Genomic DNA, 17,327 nt, shown 5'->3' on the forward strand with positions numbered 1-17,327 from the left:
ACAATCATTTCCTCCCGAGGGGAGACTTAACGAAAATCAATCTGTTTACAAAATTGCTTTGATAAATGATTTATATTTACGCCATGAATATCTGGGAGGGGGACTCATGCGTTTCAAGAACCTCGATCTGAACCTGCTGGCGGCGCTCGATACGCTGATCCGTGTCCGCAACGTCAGCCGTGCGGCCGAGGAAATGTTCATCACACAGTCAGCGATGAGCAATGCGCTCGGGCGGTTGCGGGATTATTTCGACGATCCGCTTCTCATTCAGGTCGGGCGATCCATGGAACTGTCACCATTGGCCGCATCGCTCGAACAGCCAGTGCGCGACATCATCGTCCGGATCGAGGCAGCCGTCGTTTCAACCCCGTCGTTCTCTCCTGGGGACTCGAGCCGGAGCTTCAGCTTCATCGTGTCGGACTATACTGTCCTCACAATCATGCCGGCGTTTCTCCAGCGTCTGGAGAAACTGGCGCCCGCCATCCAGATCGAATTCAAGCCACAGCAGAACTATCCGCACCTTCTGCTGGAACGTGGAGAGGCCGACCTGCTGATCGCGCCCACCGTCTTCTGTTCAACCAATCATCCGATGGAAACGCTGCTTGAGGATAGGCTTTGCTGTGTCGTCGATGCGGACGGGCCGTTCTCCTCCGGTGTGATGTCGGAGGCCGACTTTCTGTCCGCCGGTCACGTCGTGATGCAACCGCCCAATGGCGGGGAAAGCTTCGCCCAACGGGCCTTCGATCGCGTTGGTATCAAGCTCAGGATCGAGGTGACCACCTATTTCTTCACGTCGCTACCGCTACTTGTTCGCGGAAGCCGAAGGGTCGGTCTGGTGCAGCGGAGCCTGGCAGAGGTCCTGTCGAAGCTCGGCGGCGTCAAGATCGTGGAGCCGCCGTTTCCGCTGCCCGCGCTGCAGCAGTCGCTTCAGTGGCACAGTTACCGGACACGTGATCCGGCCCTTTCGTGGATCCGCGAGCAGATTCATGAGGCGGTGCACTCGATCGCTGAGGATGGCACGGTCAAAGGCATATATCCCGCGACGTGATGAATATATCCGAGCCGGGTATTTATTCTGCGAATAGCTCGTATTGCCAATGACCATTTTACATTCGTCAAGTGCCGACTTAGTTCGGATTTCAGGTCGTATCGAATTTCCCTAGATTAGGGAATCTCGATGCGCCGGTGGCGAGGTGGCCGCCGAGGGGGAGGACAGCAGGCAATCTGGATGACCAGGCTCGCTTACCGCGAGAATGACGTCTTGCGCGCGTTTGCAACCCGGAGCCCTTCTCGCGGGTATCGTCGTCGTTGTTCATGTGAGGAGGATGAATAATGAAATTCAGGAAATTCGGGCTTGCCGCGGCACTATCGGCAACAGCGCTCTGTCAAGTGCAGGCCGCCGAGAACGGCAACACGCAGTATTCGCCAGGTTCGGCGCAATTCTTCGCTGCGAGCATTCCACCCTATCCCGGTCTCTATTTTCTTTCCCAGACCAACTATTTCACCGCCGACCGGACCAACGACTCGAACGGCGACAGGGTGCCGATCGACTTCGAGGTCAAGGCGCTGGCGGAAACCTTCCGCTTCCTCTACGTCAGTGACATCGAAATCGGGGGCGCCCAGCTCTGGGGACAACTCGTCGTTCCGGTCGTCCATCTCGACATGTCGTTGCCATTCGGTGACGACACCACGCTCGGCCTCGCCGACATCACCACCTCCGTGGGACTCGCCTGGCACCCGGATCGCAACAATACGTTCGTCGTGGGTGTCGACGTGGCATTGCCAACCGGCCAGTACGACGCCTCCGACATCGCCAATATCGGCGTCAACCACTGGTCCGTTCAGCCGACCCTCGGCTATCACTATTTGGATCCGCAGGGTCTGGAGGTCGGCGCGACGGCCCGCCTGATATTCAACACGGAGAATACTGACACGGACTACACGTCCGGTACGGAATTCGTCCTGGACTATGCGGTCGGTTGGAACTTCGATAAATGGCGTGTTGGCGCGGTCGGCTATTATCTCCAGCAGATCTCGGACGACTCCGGACCCGGGGTTGCCGCAGACGGACATCGCGGCAAGGGCTTCGCCATCGGTCCGTCGATCAGCTACAGTTTCAATCCAGGGATGCAGGTCAGCGCGTCGTGGCAACACGAAGTTTTCGCAGAGAACCGAGCTCAAGGTAACGCTGTCTGGGTCAACTTTGCCACCAAGTTTTAGGATCGATCGCCGGGAGAGGGCGACTACCCTCTCCCCACGGTTCATCCTTTGCCGGTACGGCAACACGATCGATTTCTATCTGTCGCCGACGCGCAATGCCAAAGCAGCCAAGTGATTTCTCGGCAAGGCTCTGAATGGCTTGAAGGATTGGAAAAAGCCAACAGTCATCAAAACCGACAAGGCGCCGACCTACGGCATCGCGATCTCGGGATTGAAGGCTGATGACAAAGGCCCGAAAGAGCTTGTGCACCGGCGGGTCAAATATCTGAACAACGTCGTTGTGGCTGACCATGGCGAGTTGGAACAGCTCATCAAGCCGGTCAGAAGCTGAAAACGGCACACGCGACGATCAAGGGACTCGAGGGCATGCCCGCCTTACGCAAGGGACAGGCTGCAATTTTCAATCTAACTGGCGACATTCGTGGAGAGGCTCTCACAGAATCTCGAAGCCAAAACCGCCTGAATGAAGTGTAGGAAGGTCTCATTACAGCCAGGCGGAATATCTTCAACAGAGTCAATCCCGCTGGCTATACAAAAACCCTGCCGTCAAAGAGCTTGCGAGCCGTGCGGACGTTTCCTGCTCCCCTGATCGACCCGTCTTCCGCAACATCGAGGAAGACCTCCATATCGCCGGTCGGGTGTTCGATGCGATAGCGTCCGTCGGCGGGAGGCTTGCAAAGCGCGGCCGCCGGGCTTCCGGCGAGCCGTGTCGCCGTTGCCACGGTGATGGCGGCAAACACACCGACCGAGGCATGGACGCGATGCGGAATGAGACTTCGGGTTGCTATCGCGCCGCCCTGGTCCGGCGCGGAGACAAGCGTCATCTTCGGCACCGACGCCTTTTCGACATCGCCGAGGTTCATCATTGGACCGGCCTTCAGGCGGATGGCCTCGATGCGCGCCTTGAGCTCGTTCATGGCCTCGATCTCTTCGCGGTCTTCCTTGCCGGACAGGCCGAAATCGGCGGCGCGCATGATGACGCACGGCATGCCGTTGTCGATCAGCGTGCAGTCGATGCCGTCGATAACGTCGACGGCGTTGCCGGTCGGCAGGAGCGAGCCGCACATCGAGCCGGCGATGTTGAGGAAGAGCAGGGGCACCGCGGCATGGACCCCGGGCACGCCGGCAATCCCTGTGGCGCCGGCATAACTGACGCGGCCGCCCGGCGTCTGGATGCGCGCAAGCGCGATCTCGCCACTGTTGACCATGTGAATGCGCACCTGCGTTTGGTTGCCGGTCGCCGCGACAAGTCCGCGTTCGATCGCGGCCGGTCCGACGCCTGCCAGGATATTACCGCAGCCCTGCGCATCGCTGACGAGCGCCTGGTCGACGAAGACCTGCAGGAACAGGTAATCGACATCGGCATCGTCCCGGGTTGAGGGAGAGAGGATCGCGACCTTGGAGGTCAGTGGATCGCCGCCGCCGATACCATCGATCTGCCGCGGGTCGGGCGATCCCATGATCCTCAGAAGAAGCGCATTGCGGGCCTCGGGCTCGGAGGGCAGGTCGCTCGCCAGAAAATATGCACCCTTCGATGTCCCGCCACGCATCCAGAGGCAGGGAATACCGTCCTCATACATATTTCAGACCCTTTTCGGCCAGTCGCGGCCGCATGTCGTAAATGTCGAGACCGAGTTCACCTGCGGCAAGCCGCCTGCGCTTGGCTTCCTCTGCGGAAAGACGCTTTTCGGCGGCCGCGAGCACCGTTTCGGCCTCCTCGCGCCTGACGACGCACACACCGTCATCGTCGGCGACGATGATGTCACCGGCATCGACCTGCGCGCCGGCGCAGACGATCGGCACGTTGACCGAACCGAGTGTTTCCTTGACGGTGCCCTGCGCCGAGATCGCCTTCGACCAGACGGGGAAACCCATCGCCGTCAGGTCGCGGATGTCGCGCACGCCGGCGTCGATGATGAGGCCGCGGCAGCCGCGCGCCATGGCGGATGTGGCGAGCAGGTCGCCGAAGTAGCCGTTGTCGCAGGGCGATGTCGGCGCCAGCACGAGGATGTCACCGGGCTTTAGCTGTTCGATCGCCACGTGCAACATCCAGTTGTCGCCGGGGGGGGCGGAAATGGTGACGGCGGAACCGGCGATCTGCGCGCCGGCATAGATCGGCCGCATGCGGCTCGACAGCATGCCCTTGCGGCCCTGGGCCTCATGGACGGTGGCAACGCCTGCTGCAGCCAGCCGATCGATGATCGCCTGATCGGCGCGCACAATATTCTGGATGACGACGGCCATGTCAGTGTCCCTTCGTTTCAACCGGCGGGGTGCCGTGGGTGTGGAAAGTCTCAATGGTCTTCAGGCCCCAGGCCTGGCCCTTCTTGCGGTCCTTTTCGGTCCAGACGACCGGGTGCCAGTCCGGTGCGAGAATGAGGCGCGCGCCGGAATTGGCGAGCTCTACCCGGTTTCCCGCCGGCTCCCAGACATAGAGGAAGAAGGTGCCCTGGACCGCGTGCTTGTGCGGGCCCGTCTCGATGTGGACGCCGTTTTGCAGAAAGATGTCGGCGGCGCGCAATATGTCCTCGCGCTGGTCGGTCGCATAGGTGACGTGGTGCAGCCGCCCCTGACCGCCGCCATGCTCTTCGGTGCAGGCGAGATCATAGGTCTTGTTGTTGACCGTGAACCAGCAACCGCCGAGCCGGCCATTGTCGAGCTGGATCATTTCCGTCACTCGGCTACCGAGGCAGGTCTCCATGAAGGCGCGGAATTCCGTGACGTTCTCGGACAGGAGATTGAGGTGGTCGAGCCTGCGCGGCGCAGCCCCCGTGAAGGCGGAGGCGGTGTTCTTCAGCGCGGCCTTCTCTGCTTCTTCCTGTGCCTCGTACCAGACGGTATCCCAGTAGATCTCGAAGACATGGCCGAACGGATCCTCGAAACGGAAGGCCTTGCCATGGCCACGGTCGCCGTCGACCCAGCCGATCACCTTGTACCGGCTTTCCTCGATCGCCTTGACCCGGCGCATGAGAGCCGCTTGCGACGAAGCGCGATAGGCGATGTGGCCGACGCCGGTGGTGTGGTGGCGTGTCAGCTTCAGCGAGTGGAATTCGTAGTCGTCCCAGGCGCGCAGATAGGCGGAATTCTCGTCCATCCCGGACAGCTTCAGGCCGTAGATGCGCGTGAAGAAATCGAGACTTTCCTCGAACCGGTCGGTGTACATCTCGACATGCGCGAGATGGGCAAGGTCAAAGCAGGGTTCCGTCATGCTATCCTCCGGGAGTCCCGATTAGAGTTCGTCGACCGTGCGCGGGAAGATGGACTGGAATCCCTCGGCATATTTGCAGTCGCGCCCGCCCGACTGGCCGCCTGAATTGCGCTTGAAGTGATTGGCGCGATTGATGGCTACGCGGGTGTAGTATTCCCACAGATGCTCCTGGCCTTCCATGCATTCGATCGCAGCCCGCTTCTTCTCCCAGACCGGGGTGATGTCGAGGAAGGTGTCGGGCTTCCAACCCATCTGCTCGGTCTGGTGCGGCTCGAACAGGTAGAGCTGCGGCGCGCCCAGCACCTTTTCTCCGGGGTTGTGGCCCCAGGCCTGGGCTATCATCCGGCATTCCAGCGCCACCTGTGTCGCGTACATATGATCGGTGTTGTAAGGGTCGTATTGCGAATGCGACAGCATGAAGGACGGCTGCACCTTGCGGATCACGTCGACCAGACTGTTCTTGTCGTCGCGGGAAAGCTCCAGCGGATAGTCGCCGAGATCGAGGCAGACGAGGTCGTGGACGCCGAGCGCTTCCGCGGCCTTCTCGGCTTCGGTGCGGCGGGCCTTCTTGACGACATCCAGGGTCATGCCCTGCTGCTTCCAGAGCTTCGCGGATTCACCGCGTTCGCCGAAGGACAGGCAGGCGACCGTCACCTCATAACCCATGGATGCATGAAGAGCGATGGCACCGCCGCAGCGCCAAACGAAATCCGCGGCGTGTGCAGAAATAACGAGGGCGGTTTTTTTGGCAGACATGTTTGCTCTCCTTGGGTTTCGTTGCAGGAGACATTCCATACCGCCCCGTGTGCCGACAATTCGAAAGCCTGTGCCGTAGCATAAGTTCATGCTATGAACGCTGGTGAAGCCGGATGCCGTTTGCCAGTCTTCGGACATATTTGGAGATCGACATGAAAAGTAATTCCGGCAAAGTTGAGCGGCTCGCCTTCATCGGTTTCGGCGAGGCCGCGGCGGCATTCGTCAGTGGTTGGGGGGCAGGGCGACCCCTGAGGCTGACCGCCTTCGATATCGATGGCGGCGCGGCGATGCAGGCGCGATACGCGGAACATGACGTTGCAGGCTGCGAGACGGCCCAGCAAGCGCTTGCCGGCGTGGATGCGGTCTTCAGCGTGGTGACGGCCGATCAGGCGTTGATAGCCGCCAGCGCTGCTGCCGACGGTATTGCACCTGGGGCGTTCTGGTTCGACTGCAACTCCTGCGCGCCAGGGACGAAACGCCGGGCGGCGGAGGTCATCGAGAAGGCCGGCGGGCGCTACGTCGATGTGGCGGTCATGGCGCCGGTCTACCCCAAGCGCCATCGCGTGCCGATGCTGGTGTCCGGACCGCATGCCGAAGACGCCGCCGCCGCGCTGCAATCGCTCGACATGTGCCCGCAGATCGCCGGAAGCGAGGTGGGGCAGGCTTCGTCGATCAAGATGATCCGCTCGGTGATGGTCAAGGGCATCGAGGCGCTGACTGCGGAATGTTTCCTTGCCGCGCAGCGGGCCGGCGTGGAGGAGAGCGTCATTGCCTCCCTCGAGGCATCCGACCCGGCGTTCGAATGGCGCCGCCGCGGCGCCTACAATCTGGAGCGCATGATGGTGCACGGCATGCGCCGGGCGGCGGAAATGCGGGAAGTCGCGCTGACGATACAGGAACTTGGCTTTTCCGGAGCCATGAGTTCAGCGACTGCACAATGGCAGGAGCGCATCGGCGCGCTGCATGCCGATCCCGGAGCCGCCGATCTCAAGGACCGTCTCAAGACATTATTGGATCGAATGTGATTTCACGCAACCTCCGCCATCTTCGCCTGTATCTGTCGGTCGTGAAGACCGGGTCGCTGACGCAGTCGGCGGAGGTCTGCCATGTGTCGCAGCCTGCGGTGACGCAAGCGCTCGGCAAGTTGGAGAATGAGGCCGGCGGTCCGCTTTTCGACCGGACCCGGCAGGGGTTTTTCGCCACGCTGCGCGGCGAGGTTCTTGCCAACCGGGTGAAGCGCGCCTTCGCTCTCCTCGATCCGGCGCTCTCCGATATCTCGCCGCGTCTGCGGCTGACCGCAACCACAGCGCAATTGCAGGCTCTGGTCGCCGTGCACGAAACCGAGAATTTCACGCTCGCCGCCCGCCGGCTGGGGCTCGCGCAGCCCACCGTACATCGGGCGATCTCGCAACTCGAACAGGAGGCGGGCCGCAACCTGTTCGAGCGCACCTCGTTCGGCATGATTGCCGGGCGCGCCACGCGCACGCTGGTGCAGGCGGTGATGCTGGCCTTTCGGGAACTGGATCAACTCGAGGCGGACCTTGCGGAACTCGATGGCAGCGAGGCCGGCCGCATCGTCATCGGCGCACTGCCGCTGTCGCGATCCGTGCTGTTGCCTCGGACCCTGGTGCGCTTCCGTCAGCAGCGTCCCCACCATCCCGTCCTGATTATGGACGGGCTCTATGACGAGTTGCTGGGCGGGCTCAGGCGGGGCGAAATAGACATGATCGTCGGGGCGCTGAGGGTGCCGGCGCCGATCGGAGACATCGTTCAGGAGCCTCTGTTTTCAGACAAGCTCACGGTGCTGGCCGGCAATCACCATCCGCTGGCCGGCCGGGAGGATGTAAGCCTTGCGGAGCTCAGGGAATACGCCTGGGTGGTTCCCCGTCAGGGGACGCCCGCACGCGACCAGTTCAACGCATTCTTTGCCGGGCTCGGTCAGCCGGACAGCATCACGGAGGCCGGTTCGATCCTGTTCATGCGAGAAGTCCTCGACAACAGCGATCATCTCGGCTGCATTTCCAGTGCGCAGGCGCGCGCGGAAATATCCAAGGGGCTGGTCACGGAAGTCAAGGTCAAGGTCGGTTGGCAGTCGCGGCAGATTGGCCTGACCTATCGCGCCACCTGGGCGCCAACCAAGGCGCAGGAACTGTTCCTGGCGTTGCTGCGCGAAAGTGTCGAAGACGAAACGCTATAGCCTGAACTAATCCAGGGTCGCCGCCTTTGAATTGGCTAATGCGCCGATATTCCCAATAGTCTCATCTTGAAAAGTCGAATGAGGTTCGAACGCAATTTGAATGGGAGGTTGCATGGTGCCGGCAAATATTAAGCTGCTGACGGAGGGATGGACCGTCTGCATTGAGGTGACCCCGGCCGGCTTGGCCGATCGTCGCCACCGCGAAACCCATTGCGCAGGAGCTTTGGGAAGCGATGCGTGACGCAATTGATATCTGGTCTGCGCGATTTGAGAAGGCGACCTTCTATCTGGCCCTGGTCGGCGCAGTCTGCCTGCTGGCAATCGTCGCCATCGTCACGCTGGGGGTTGTCATGCGCTATGTCCTCGGCATTCCGATCCTGGGCGTCAACGAATTCGTGGAATTGACCGCCGTCGCGCTCATCATGGCGTCCCTGCCGTTCTGCACCGCGAGGCGGGAGCATGTCGCCGTCGATGTCTTCGAGCGCATTCTCGGTCGCTGGGGCCGGTTTATCGGCGATGTCGTCGCCTACTGCCTGTCCGGATTCGTGATGTCCATCCTGGCGCAGCGCGCCGTCCTGAAGGCGCTCGATGCCTGGCAATGGGGCGACGCAACCAACATGCTGCGCATGCCGATCTGGCCGTTCTACGCGATCCTTGCGGCCGGGGCAGCGCTTTGCGTGCTGACCTTTGCTGTGCAGCTTGTCGTGCTCCTGTTGAAGGGGGAGAAGTGATGACGCCCTTCGTTGCCGGCTTTGTGGGCATTGCCTGCCTGTTTGCCCTCCTTACCGTGCGTGTCCCCGTGGCATTTTCCATGCTCCTCGTCGGCTTCGGCGGCTATTGGGTTCTGGAAGGACCGCGGAGTGCCGGAGGCGTCCTGCTGACGGAAAGTTACTCGGCCATATCCAACTACAATCTCATCGTCGTGCCGATGTTCGTGCTGTTGGGCAACATCTCGTCGGCCGCGGGCTTCAGCCGCGGCCTTTATGACGCCGCCTTCGCTTGGGTTGGCCGGTTCCGCGGGGGGCTCGCCTCCGCCTCGGTGCTGGGTTGCGCGGTCTTTGCCGCCGTTTCGGGCTCCTCGGTCGCTACCGCCGTGACACTCGGCAAGGTGGCACTGCCGGAAATGCGCCGTCTTGGCTACGCTCCTGGTCTGTCCACCGGCGCGATCGCCGCCGGCGGCACGCTCGGCTTTCTTATACCGCCGTCGACCGGATTCGTTCTTTACGCGATCCTCACCGAGGAATCGATCGGTCGCCTGTTCATGGCCGGCGTGGTGCCCGGACTGCTGTTGACGGCGCTGTTCATGGTGGTGGTCTGGCTGATCTCGTACTTCGATCCCAATGCAGGCCCACGTGGCGAACCCGTCGCGCTTGCCGACCGTTTCCGGATCCTGGGTCGGGCCGCTCCGCTCCTTCTTGTGATCGTCCTGTCCATCGGCGGCATCTATATCGGCGTCTTCACCCCCGTCGAAGCCTCCGGCGTCGGCGCGGCGCTGGTCATCCTGCTGGCCGTCGTCAAGCGGCGCCTGTCGTTCGGCGATTTCCGCGACGCCGTGATGAGCACGCTCAGCACGTCGGCCATGCTGTATGCCATCGTGATCGGCGCGAACGTGCTCAATCCGTTCTTTGCGGTCACCCGCATCCCGGCAACGCTTGGCGATGGTCTCGGCGCACTGGGTCTCGGAGCCTACGGCACGCTCTTCGTCATCATCCTCGCCTATATCGTGCTGGGCATGTTCATGGACGGGCTGTCCATGCTGGTCATCACGATCCCGATCGTCTTTCCGGTCATTACGGCGCTCGGCTTCGATCCGATCTGGTTCGGCGTCGTGGCGGTGATCGTCATCGAAATGGGCATGATCACGCCGCCCGTCGGACTGAACGTTTTCGTCGTCCGTGCGGTGGCCGGGGATGTGCCTTTGACCACCATTTTTCGCGGCGTCGCGCCGTTCCTTCTCGCCATGATCGTCGGCCTGCTGCTGATTATCGCGATACCTGGGATTGCGCTGTTTCTGCCCAATACGATGTTCGGGTGAACCGCATGACAGACGGTTCGCTCAATACTTCGCATGCCGGCCGGGCGGACACGCCAGGCCAATGGCCAGTACCGGTCGCGCCGGTCTGGCTGCGTTCAATCATCCAAAAGTGGGAGGAACACAGGATGAAACTGAAGACACTCACGGCTGCTCTTGCAGCAACGTTCACGCTGGCTGCATCCTTTGCATCCGCCGAAGACCTCAAGCTTGCCGACTTCCAGCCGCCGACCCATTTCGTGGTCGATTCCACCTACAAGCCCTTTGCGGCCACCATCGCCGACAAGACCGGCGGTGCGGTGACGGTCACGCTCTACATGGGCGGCGAGATCGGTCCGGGGCCGGTCGAGCAGTATAACCGGGCGCTCGAAGGTGTCGCCGACATCGCCTTCGGTCTGCCGGGCTACACGGCTGCGAATTTCCCGAAGACGCTTCTGGCCGAACTGCCGGGCGTGATCACCGCCGAGAATGGCACGGAGCGCATACTTGCCAATCTCGACAAGCTGTCGGACGAGTACAAGCGCGTGGTCCTGCTCGGACTCTGGAACAACGCGCCGAACCTGCTGTTCACGGGTGCGAAACCGATCCGCAGCCTGGATGACCTGAAGGGGCTGAAAATCCGCGTGCCGTCGCGCAATGCAGGCCTCGTCGTCGAGGCCTGGGGTGCGACGCCGGTCTCGATGCCGGCGTCGGAAATCTATAATGCGATACAGACCGGCGTCATCGACGGCGCGATGACCGATGCGACGACGCTCAAGGCGTTCAAGCTTGCCGAAGTCACGAAGTACATCACGCAGGGCATGGACACCACGATGTCGGACTTCTTCCTTGTTATGAACCGCGACAGCTTCGGCGATCTGAACGAAGACCAGCAGAAGATTGTGCTGGATGCGGGCCGTACCGCCGCCATCAACGGCAACAAGGCATGGCTCTCGGTTGCTGCGAAAGCGCTCTCGGACTTCGCGGGCACCGATGGCAAGGAAGTGATCACGCTCGCGCCGGAGGAAGCCGCCAAGTTCAACGCTGCAAGCAGCGCGGCCGTCGACAAGATCATCGCCGACGCCGATGCCCAGGGGCTCGAGGCAAGCGCCTTCGTCAAGGCCCTGAAGGGCAATTGAGACAGGCGTCGCGCCGCGGGGTCGCGGAGACCCCGCGGGCGCATCGTCGACAAAAAGATGGCCCGCCCGGATAGCCGGGCGGGCCATTGTCGTCTCGGCCCGACGTCAGTTCTCGTTCGCTGGTTCGCCGGACCGCGCGGCCTTGGCCGCGAGCGCGATGAACTGGCGGTACTCGTCCTCGCTCAGCCCGCCGAGAATCTCCTTCTGCAGATCGGCGACGACCGGCATCAGCGCAGCAAGCGCCCGGCGACCCTTGTCGGTCAGCGTCAGTTCGCGGGCGCGCTTGTCCTGATCGCTGACGACCCGCGTCAGAAGGCCCTTCTGTTCCATGCGGTCGACGACCGCGCCCACGGTCGCGCGGTCCTTGGCGATGGAATGGGCGAGGCTGGCCTGGTCGACACCCGGCTGTTGATTGATGGCATCGAGGGCAGCGAACTGGACGGGCGTCAGATCCGATCCCGCCTCGCGAATCCGCCGGGCAAAGATCTGGGTCGATATCTGGTGCAACCGCCGGATCAGATGTCCGGGCATCATGGCACTGACGGCGCCGTCGCTTCCTTCGATCATGAACGTTCCTCGTCGATTTCCGTCTTCATAGCAAAAAATGATAAGCTGACATACTTTTTTATTTGATCTGCCGAGGGTGTTCCGAAATGATAAGTCGACATACTAAATCACATCATAGGGAGGACTATGGATGCAGTATCACCTCAATGGATTTCGCCCCGGCGATCCGGAACTCAGTGCGGCTGCGGCGGGCCGGGATGTTCCGCAAGCCGACCTGCCCGAGACGGTCGATGTTCTCATCATCGGTGCCGGTCCCGCCGGGCTGACGCTTGCGGCCCAGCTTTCCGCCTTTCCGGAAATATCCACCCGCATTGTCGAACGCCGGCCGGGTCCGATGGAAAAGGGACAGGCAGACGGAATTTCCTGCCGTTCCATGGAAATGTTCAATGCTTTCGGGTTTGCCGAGAAGATCCTCAAGCAGGGTTATTGGGTGAACGAGACCACGTTCTGGAAGCCGGACGCGACCAGGCCCGAACATATCGCCCGCAACGGGCGCATCCAGGACGTCGAGGATGGCCTGTCGGAGATGCCGCACATGATCCTCAACCAGGCGCGTGTGCACGACATGTATCTCGATGTCATGCGCAAGTCTCCCTCGCGGCTCGAGCCGGACTATGCCTGGCAACTCGTCGATCTGACGGTCGACCCCGACGCCGCCGATTATCCCGTCACCGTGTCGCTCGAGCGGGCGGAGGGCGTGGACGGGGAGCAGGCGCACACTGTCAGGGCCCGCTACGTGGTGGGCTGCGATGGGGCGAGAAGCGCCGTGCGTCGGTCGATCGGGCGCGAACTGGTCGGCGATTCCGCAAACCAGGCCTGGGGCGTGATGGACGTTCTCGTGGTCACCGACTTTCCGGATATCCGCTGCAAGACGCTGATCCAGTCGGCGAAAGAGGGCAACATCATCATCATCCCGCGGGAGGGCGGCTATCTCGTCCGTCTCTATATCGAGCTCGACAAGCTCAATGCGGGTGAACGGGTCGCCAACCGCAACATCACGGTCGATCATCTGATCGCCGCGGCGCAGCGTATCTTCAAGCCGTTCTCCTTCGACGTCAGAGAGGTCGTCTGGTGGTCGGTCTACGAGATCGGCCAGCGGCTGACGGACAAGTTCGACGACGTCCCGCAAGCGGCCGTCGGCACGCGCCTTCCGCATGTCTTCATCACTGGCGATGCCTGCCATACCCACAGTCCGAAGGCGGGCCAGGGAATGAATGTCTCGATGGGCGACGCCTTCAATCTCGGCTGGAAGCTCATCTCCGTCCTAAAGGGTCGCTGCCCGCCCGAGATCCTGCACAGCTATTCCGCCGAGCGCCAGGCCGTGGCCAAGGACCTGATCGAGTTCGATCGCGAATGGTCGCGGATCATGAGCGAACGACCGGAGCCGGGCCAGGACGGCGACGAACCGAAATTCCAGCGCTACTTCATCCAGCACGGCCGCTACACGGCGGGCATGTCCGTCGTCTACTCGCCTTCGGTGTTGACGGGAGAAAAGTCCTGGCAGTCGCTGGCGGCCGGCTTCGAAATCGGCGCCCGGTTCCATTCCGCTCCGGTCGTCCGGCTTGCGGATGCCAAGCAGATCGAGCTCGGCCATGTGGTGAAGGCGGATGCGCGCTGGCGGCTTTTCGCCTTCAGCCCGTCAGGCGATCCTGCCGCAGAGGGCTCTGCCGTTCGTGGGTTTTGTGCTTTCCTCGACAGTTCTCCCAATTCGCCGATACGCAAATACACACGATTTGGCGAGGACATCGACTCGGCAATCGATCTGCGGGTGGTCTTCCAGCAGCATAGTCGCGACCTGGCGCTGGAAACGCTGCCGAATTTCCTCCTGCCGCGAAAAGGCAAGCTCGGGCTGGTCGACTACGAAAAGATCTTCTGTGCCTGCTCGAAAGAAGGGCGCGACATCTTCGATCTGCGGGCGATCGATCGCGAACAGGGATGCCTCGTGCTTGTCCGCCCCGACCAGCATGTCGCGCACGTCCTGCCGTTTAACGCGCATAACGAGCTTGCACGGTTCTTCGAAGGCTTCCTCCTGCCGCTTTCGCCTTCCGAACATTAGCAGTCTTTAATCCCAGGTTGAGGCCTGGGAGATCTGCCTAAACACGCGGTCGTCGGCAAGTGGCATTCGGCAAAGCGGATCGGCACGATGCATTATCGCGACATCGCCAAGGCAAGGAAACTTGCCTTGGACGGCGTGCCCGACGGCTGAATCGTCAGCATTTCCGATGAGGCGCCGAGTTCAGTCTATTGGCTCGCAGCGTTGGTCGGCGAAAAGCTGGAGTTCGCCACCGAGCCGTTGGACAACCCTTGGCATCTCCATGGAGACACCTCGCTGGCGCGCCGCCTCGGCTTTCGCCACGACTTGGGGCGTGGCTGCCGATTTCACCGTCGTCGCCCCATCCGGTCCAAGCGCGCAATCGCGTTAGCTATACCAAGCGCATCTTGCGCGATGCTCATTCGAGCCTACCTTCCGAACGTGCGATTCTCCAGGCCAACGTCCGATACCCTACCAACAGGCGTTTGCGATCAAGTCCCCCGCTGCGGTCGCAATCAGTCTCCGAACACCCCTGGAAGGCGTTGTGCGTGACATCCCCACCCCCCAAGTTATGTTCCTCCCATCCTTTTTTCGACGGTATGGCCGGTCTGGGAGCTCTCGGCCGGCCGTATCCGGTCGGCAGGTGGAGGTTCAGCCGCGCAGCATCTCGATGATTGCCGAAAAGTCCCGGTTACCGTGGCCCTGTTTCGCAAAGAGATCGAAGAGCTGCGCCGCTTCGGCGCCGAGCGGGGTTGCGGCGCCGCAGCCAAGTGCTGCTTCCTGCGCAAGCTTCAGGTCCTTCAGCATCAGTGCCGCGGCAAAGCCCGGCCTGTAATCGTTGTTGGCGGGCGAGGTCGGCACCGGCCCCGGCACCGGGCAATAGGTGTTGATCGACCAGCACTGGCCCGACGATGTCGAGGCAACGTCGAACAATGCCTGGTGGGAGAGGCCGAGCTTCTCGCCGAGCGCGAAGGCTTCGCAGACCCCGATCATCGAAATGCCGAGGATCATGTTGTTGCAGATCTTGGCGGCCTGTCCGGCGCCGTTGCCGCCGCAATGGACGATTTTCCGACCCATGGCCTCAAGCAGGGGAGAGGCCTCAGCGAAGGCGCCGTCGCTGCCGCCGGCCATGAAGGTCAGCGTTCCGGCCGCCGCTCCGCCGGTGCCGCCGGAGACGGGCGCGTCGAGCGATAGGCAGTTGGCCGCCGCCGCGAGTTCATGGGCGCGGCGGGCGCTGTCGACGTCGATGGTCGAACAATCGATCAGCAGGGTGCCGGGCTTCACCGCCTTGACGAGGTCGGACCAGACCGAGAGGACGTGAACGCCCTTCGGCAGCATGGTGACGACGGCGTCCGCATCGGCGGTCGCCTCCTCGAGCGATGTTGCGGGGGCAACGCCATGGCCTGCCGCCGCCTGAAGAATTTCCGACGACAGGTCGAAGCCCCTCACCTTGTGGCCTGCCTTGACGAGGTTTGCGGCCATCGGGCCACCCATGTTGCCGAGACCGATGAATGCGATGTTCGTCATTTCGTGTTTCCTTCCTTCGCGGGATCAGCGGTTGTCCGCCAGGATCATTTCGGCCGCCTTTTCGGCGATCATGATTGTCGGGGAATTGGTGTTGCCGGAGGTGATGGTCGGCATGATCGAGGCGTCCGCGATCCTGAGGCGCTTCAGCGCCCGCATCCTGAGGCGCGGGTCGACCACGCTTTGCTCGTCGGCGCCCATGCGGCAGGTGCCGACCGGATGGAAGATGGTCGTGCCGATGTCGCCCGCGGCACGCGCCAGTTCCTCATCGGTTTCGAAACGCGGGCCGGGCTTGAATTCCTCCGGACGATAGCGGGCGAACGAGGGTTGTTCGGCAATCCGGCGCGTCAGCCTGATGGCCTTGACCGCGACGTCCCGGTCCGCCGGGGTCGAAAGATAATGCGGCGCGATCACCGGCTTGGCGGCGAAGTCGGGAGCGCTGAGATGCACCGAGCCGCGGCTTTCAGGGCGAAGGTTGCAGACGCTTGCGGTGATCGCCGGGAAGGGGTGGACGGGCTCGCCGAACTTTTCCAGCGTCACCGGCTGGACGTGATATTGCAGGTCCGGGGTTTCCTTGTCCGGGCCGGAGCGGGTGAAGATGCCAAGCTGGCTCGGCGCCATGGCCATGGGACCGGATCGCTTCAGCAGGTATTCGAGACCGATCGCGGCCTTGCCATAGAGGCTCGACGCCTTTTCGTTGAGTGTCGGAACACCGGTGACCTTGAAGGCCATGCGGAGTTGCAGATGGTCCTGCAGGTTTTCGCCGACGTCGCGAACCTCTTTCACCACGTCGATCCCTGCCTGTTGCAACACATCGCCCCGGCCGATGCCGGAGAGTTCGAGGATATGCGGCGAGCCGATGGCGCCGGCCGAAAGCACGGTCTCGCGGCGGGCCGTAAAGCGCTTCGCCACGCCGTCATGATACGCCTCGACGCCGGTCACCGCACCGTCCTCGATCAGCAGGCGCATGACATGGGCCTTGGTGAGAACCGTCAGGTTGCCGCGCTTGACGGCCGGACGCAGGAAGGCCTTGGCGGTGTTCCAGCGGATGCCGGATCGCTGGTTGACGTCGAAATAGCCTGAGCCCTCGTTGGTGCCCCGGTTGAAATCGGCAGTCTCGGGAATGCCGGCTTCCTTCGCCGCCTGCTGGAAGGCTTCGAGCACCGCCCAGCGGACACGGGCCTTTTCGACGCGCCATTCGCCGCCGGCGCCATGCATCTCGTCGGCACCCTTGTAGAAGTCCTCGGATTTGCGGAAGAGGGGCAACACGTCGTCCCAGCCCCAGCCGTCGCAACCCATCTGTCGCCACTGGTCGTAGTCGTGGGCCTGGCCGCGCATGTAGATCATGCCGTTGATGGACGAGCAGCCGCCGAGCACCTTGCCGCGCGGATAGCTGAGCGCGCGGCCGTTCAGGCCCTCTTCCTTCGCCGTGGTGAAGCACCAGTCGGTTCGCGGATTGTTGATGCAATAGAGATATCCGACGGGAATATGGATCCAGTGGTAATTGTCGGAACCGCCGGCTTCCAGCAGCAGGACGCGGCTGTTCCGGTCGGCGGACAGGCGGTTCGCCAGGACGCATCCCGCCGAACCGGCTCCGATGACGATGTAGTCATAAGTCTCCATGTTTTACTCCGCAGGGTACCGTCGCGCGAACGGCTGTCGGCGCGGCTGCA

Annotated in this window: 15 protein-coding genes and 1 pseudogene; 9 read left to right on the plus strand and 7 right to left on the minus strand. The window is 62.3% G+C overall.

Translation table 11 applies throughout. The annotated features are described in order from the left end of the window. Nucleotides 1–106: 106 nt before the first annotated feature. The 3 genes and pseudogenes from J5N58_RS03980 to J5N58_RS03990 form a co-directional block, all read left to right on the plus strand. The gene (locus J5N58_RS03980) at nucleotides 107–1,048 is read left to right on the plus strand and encodes a LysR family transcriptional regulator (RefSeq protein WP_112829222.1); all 942 of its coding nucleotides are present in this window, start codon (nucleotides 107–109) and stop codon (nucleotides 1,046–1,048) included. A 284-nt stretch (nucleotides 1,049–1,332) separates the two neighbouring features. Further along, nucleotides 1,333–2,220: a SphA family protein gene (locus J5N58_RS03985; RefSeq protein ID WP_113340124.1), complete on the plus strand. Its 888-nt coding sequence runs from the start codon at nucleotides 1,333–1,335 to the stop codon at nucleotides 2,218–2,220. A 52-nt stretch (nucleotides 2,221–2,272) separates the two neighbouring features. Beyond that, nucleotides 2,273–2,670, plus strand: a pseudogene (locus tag J5N58_RS03990) (DDE-type integrase/transposase/recombinase); the annotation flags it as partial. Between the two features lie 77 nt (nucleotides 2,671–2,747). Here the strand turns inward: J5N58_RS03990 and J5N58_RS03995 are convergent. From J5N58_RS03995 to J5N58_RS04010, 4 genes are read right to left on the minus strand one after another with little or no spacing between them, the layout of a single operon-like run. Continuing rightward, nucleotides 2,748–3,800, minus strand: coding sequence for a 4-oxalomesaconate tautomerase (locus J5N58_RS03995; protein ID WP_113426762.1), 1,053 nt, complete (start codon nucleotides 3,798–3,800; stop codon nucleotides 2,748–2,750). Beyond that, a complete protein-coding gene (locus tag J5N58_RS04000; protein WP_113340123.1) occupies nucleotides 3,793–4,464 on the minus strand; it encodes a 4-carboxy-4-hydroxy-2-oxoadipate aldolase/oxaloacetate decarboxylase in 672 nt (223 codons plus the stop codon). Before J5N58_RS04000 ends, J5N58_RS03995 begins: the two co-directional genes overlap by 8 nt. Nucleotide 4,465: 1 nt before the next feature. Continuing rightward, nucleotides 4,466–5,428, minus strand: a complete 963-nt coding sequence (locus J5N58_RS04005) for a VOC family protein (protein ID WP_244709784.1) — start codon at nucleotides 5,426–5,428, stop codon at nucleotides 4,466–4,468. A 21-nt stretch (nucleotides 5,429–5,449) separates the two neighbouring features. Then, nucleotides 5,450–6,184: a PIG-L deacetylase family protein gene (locus tag J5N58_RS04010; protein ID WP_244709786.1), complete on the minus strand. Its 735-nt coding sequence runs from the start codon at nucleotides 6,182–6,184 to the stop codon at nucleotides 5,450–5,452. 152 nt (nucleotides 6,185–6,336) lie between these two features. Here J5N58_RS04010 and J5N58_RS04015 point away from each other — a divergent pair, with 152 nt between their 5' ends. The 5 genes from J5N58_RS04015 to J5N58_RS04035 all read left to right on the plus strand — a co-directional run bounded on the left by J5N58_RS04015 (nucleotide 6,337) and on the right by J5N58_RS04035 (nucleotide 11,531). After that, a complete protein-coding gene (locus J5N58_RS04015; RefSeq protein WP_244709788.1) occupies nucleotides 6,337–7,209 on the plus strand; it encodes an NAD(P)-dependent oxidoreductase in 873 nt (290 codons plus the stop codon). Further along, entirely contained in the window at nucleotides 7,206–8,381 is a 1,176-nt protein-coding gene (locus J5N58_RS04020) for a LysR family transcriptional regulator (protein ID WP_244709790.1), read from the plus strand. Before J5N58_RS04015 ends, J5N58_RS04020 begins: the two co-directional genes overlap by 4 nt. Before the next feature lie 233 nt (nucleotides 8,382–8,614). Further along, complete coding sequence (locus tag J5N58_RS04025; protein WP_113426761.1) at nucleotides 8,615–9,112, plus strand: TRAP transporter small permease; 498 nt, start codon at nucleotides 8,615–8,617, stop codon at nucleotides 9,110–9,112. Then, nucleotides 9,112–10,416: a TRAP transporter large permease gene (locus J5N58_RS04030; RefSeq protein ID WP_113426760.1), complete on the plus strand. Its 1,305-nt coding sequence runs from the start codon at nucleotides 9,112–9,114 to the stop codon at nucleotides 10,414–10,416. The genes J5N58_RS04025 and J5N58_RS04030 overlap by 1 nt, the downstream gene beginning before the upstream one ends. Nucleotides 10,417–10,541: 125 nt before the next feature. Further along, entirely contained in the window at nucleotides 10,542–11,531 is a 990-nt protein-coding gene (locus J5N58_RS04035) for a TRAP transporter substrate-binding protein (protein ID WP_112829231.1), read from the plus strand. Nucleotides 11,532–11,636: 105 nt separating this feature from the next. On the opposite strand, the gene J5N58_RS04040 is transcribed toward J5N58_RS04035, so the two are convergent. Further along, complete coding sequence (locus tag J5N58_RS04040) at nucleotides 11,637–12,098, minus strand: MarR family winged helix-turn-helix transcriptional regulator (protein WP_244709792.1); 462 nt, start codon at nucleotides 12,096–12,098, stop codon at nucleotides 11,637–11,639. Nucleotides 12,099–12,228: 130 nt separating this feature from the next. Between J5N58_RS04040 and J5N58_RS04045 the strand changes: the two genes are divergently transcribed. Then, the gene (locus J5N58_RS04045) at nucleotides 12,229–14,154 is read left to right on the plus strand and encodes an FAD-binding monooxygenase (RefSeq protein WP_112829232.1); all 1,926 of its coding nucleotides are present in this window, start codon (nucleotides 12,229–12,231) and stop codon (nucleotides 14,152–14,154) included. A gap of 627 nt (nucleotides 14,155–14,781) precedes the next feature. On the opposite strand, the gene mmsB is transcribed toward J5N58_RS04045, so the two are convergent. Next, on the minus strand, nucleotides 14,782–15,657 hold the full coding sequence (gene mmsB / locus J5N58_RS04050; RefSeq protein ID WP_112829233.1) for a 3-hydroxyisobutyrate dehydrogenase: 876 nt from the start codon (nucleotides 15,655–15,657) through the stop codon (nucleotides 14,782–14,784). Between the two features lie 24 nt (nucleotides 15,658–15,681). Next, complete coding sequence (locus J5N58_RS04055; RefSeq protein WP_112829234.1) at nucleotides 15,682–17,277, minus strand: GMC family oxidoreductase; 1,596 nt, start codon at nucleotides 17,275–17,277, stop codon at nucleotides 15,682–15,684. Nucleotides 17,278–17,327: the final 50 nt, after the last annotated feature.

Source organism: Paenirhizobium cremeum (genome assembly GCF_022884085.1).
GTDB classification, from domain to species: Bacteria; Pseudomonadota; Alphaproteobacteria; order Rhizobiales; family Rhizobiaceae; genus Allorhizobium; species Allorhizobium cremeum.

Bases quoted from the DNA above. Each gene is read 5' to 3' on its own strand.
- J5N58_RS03980 (WP_112829222.1), top strand. From the start codon at position 107: ATGCGTTTCAAGAACCTCGATCTGAACCTGCTGGCGGCGCTCGATACG.
- J5N58_RS03985 (WP_113340124.1), top strand. From the start codon at position 1,333: ATGAAATTCAGGAAATTCGGGCTTGCCGCGGCACTATCGGCAACAGCG.
- J5N58_RS03995 (WP_113426762.1), bottom strand. From the start codon at position 3,800: ATGTATGAGGACGGTATTCCCTGCCTCTGGATGCGTGGCGGGACATCG.
- J5N58_RS04000 (WP_113340123.1), bottom strand. From the start codon at position 4,464: ATGGCCGTCGTCATCCAGAATATTGTGCGCGCCGATCAGGCGATCATC.
- J5N58_RS04005 (WP_244709784.1), bottom strand. From the start codon at position 5,428: ATGACGGAACCCTGCTTTGACCTTGCCCATCTCGCGCATGTCGAGATG.
- J5N58_RS04010 (WP_244709786.1), bottom strand. From the start codon at position 6,184: ATGTCTGCCAAAAAAACCGCCCTCGTTATTTCTGCACACGCCGCGGAT.
- J5N58_RS04015 (WP_244709788.1), top strand. From the start codon at position 6,337: ATGAAAAGTAATTCCGGCAAAGTTGAGCGGCTCGCCTTCATCGGTTTC.
- J5N58_RS04025 (WP_113426761.1), top strand. From the start codon at position 8,615: ATGCGTGACGCAATTGATATCTGGTCTGCGCGATTTGAGAAGGCGACC.
- J5N58_RS04030 (WP_113426760.1), top strand. From the start codon at position 9,112: ATGACGCCCTTCGTTGCCGGCTTTGTGGGCATTGCCTGCCTGTTTGCC.
- J5N58_RS04035 (WP_112829231.1), top strand. From the start codon at position 10,542: ATGAAACTGAAGACACTCACGGCTGCTCTTGCAGCAACGTTCACGCTG.
- J5N58_RS04040 (WP_244709792.1), bottom strand. From the start codon at position 12,098: ATGATCGAAGGAAGCGACGGCGCCGTCAGTGCCATGATGCCCGGACAT.
- J5N58_RS04045 (WP_112829232.1), top strand. From the start codon at position 12,229: ATGCAGTATCACCTCAATGGATTTCGCCCCGGCGATCCGGAACTCAGT.
- mmsB (WP_112829233.1), bottom strand. From the start codon at position 15,657: ATGACGAACATCGCATTCATCGGTCTCGGCAACATGGGTGGCCCGATG.
- J5N58_RS04055 (WP_112829234.1), bottom strand. From the start codon at position 17,277: ATGGAGACTTATGACTACATCGTCATCGGAGCCGGTTCGGCGGGATGC.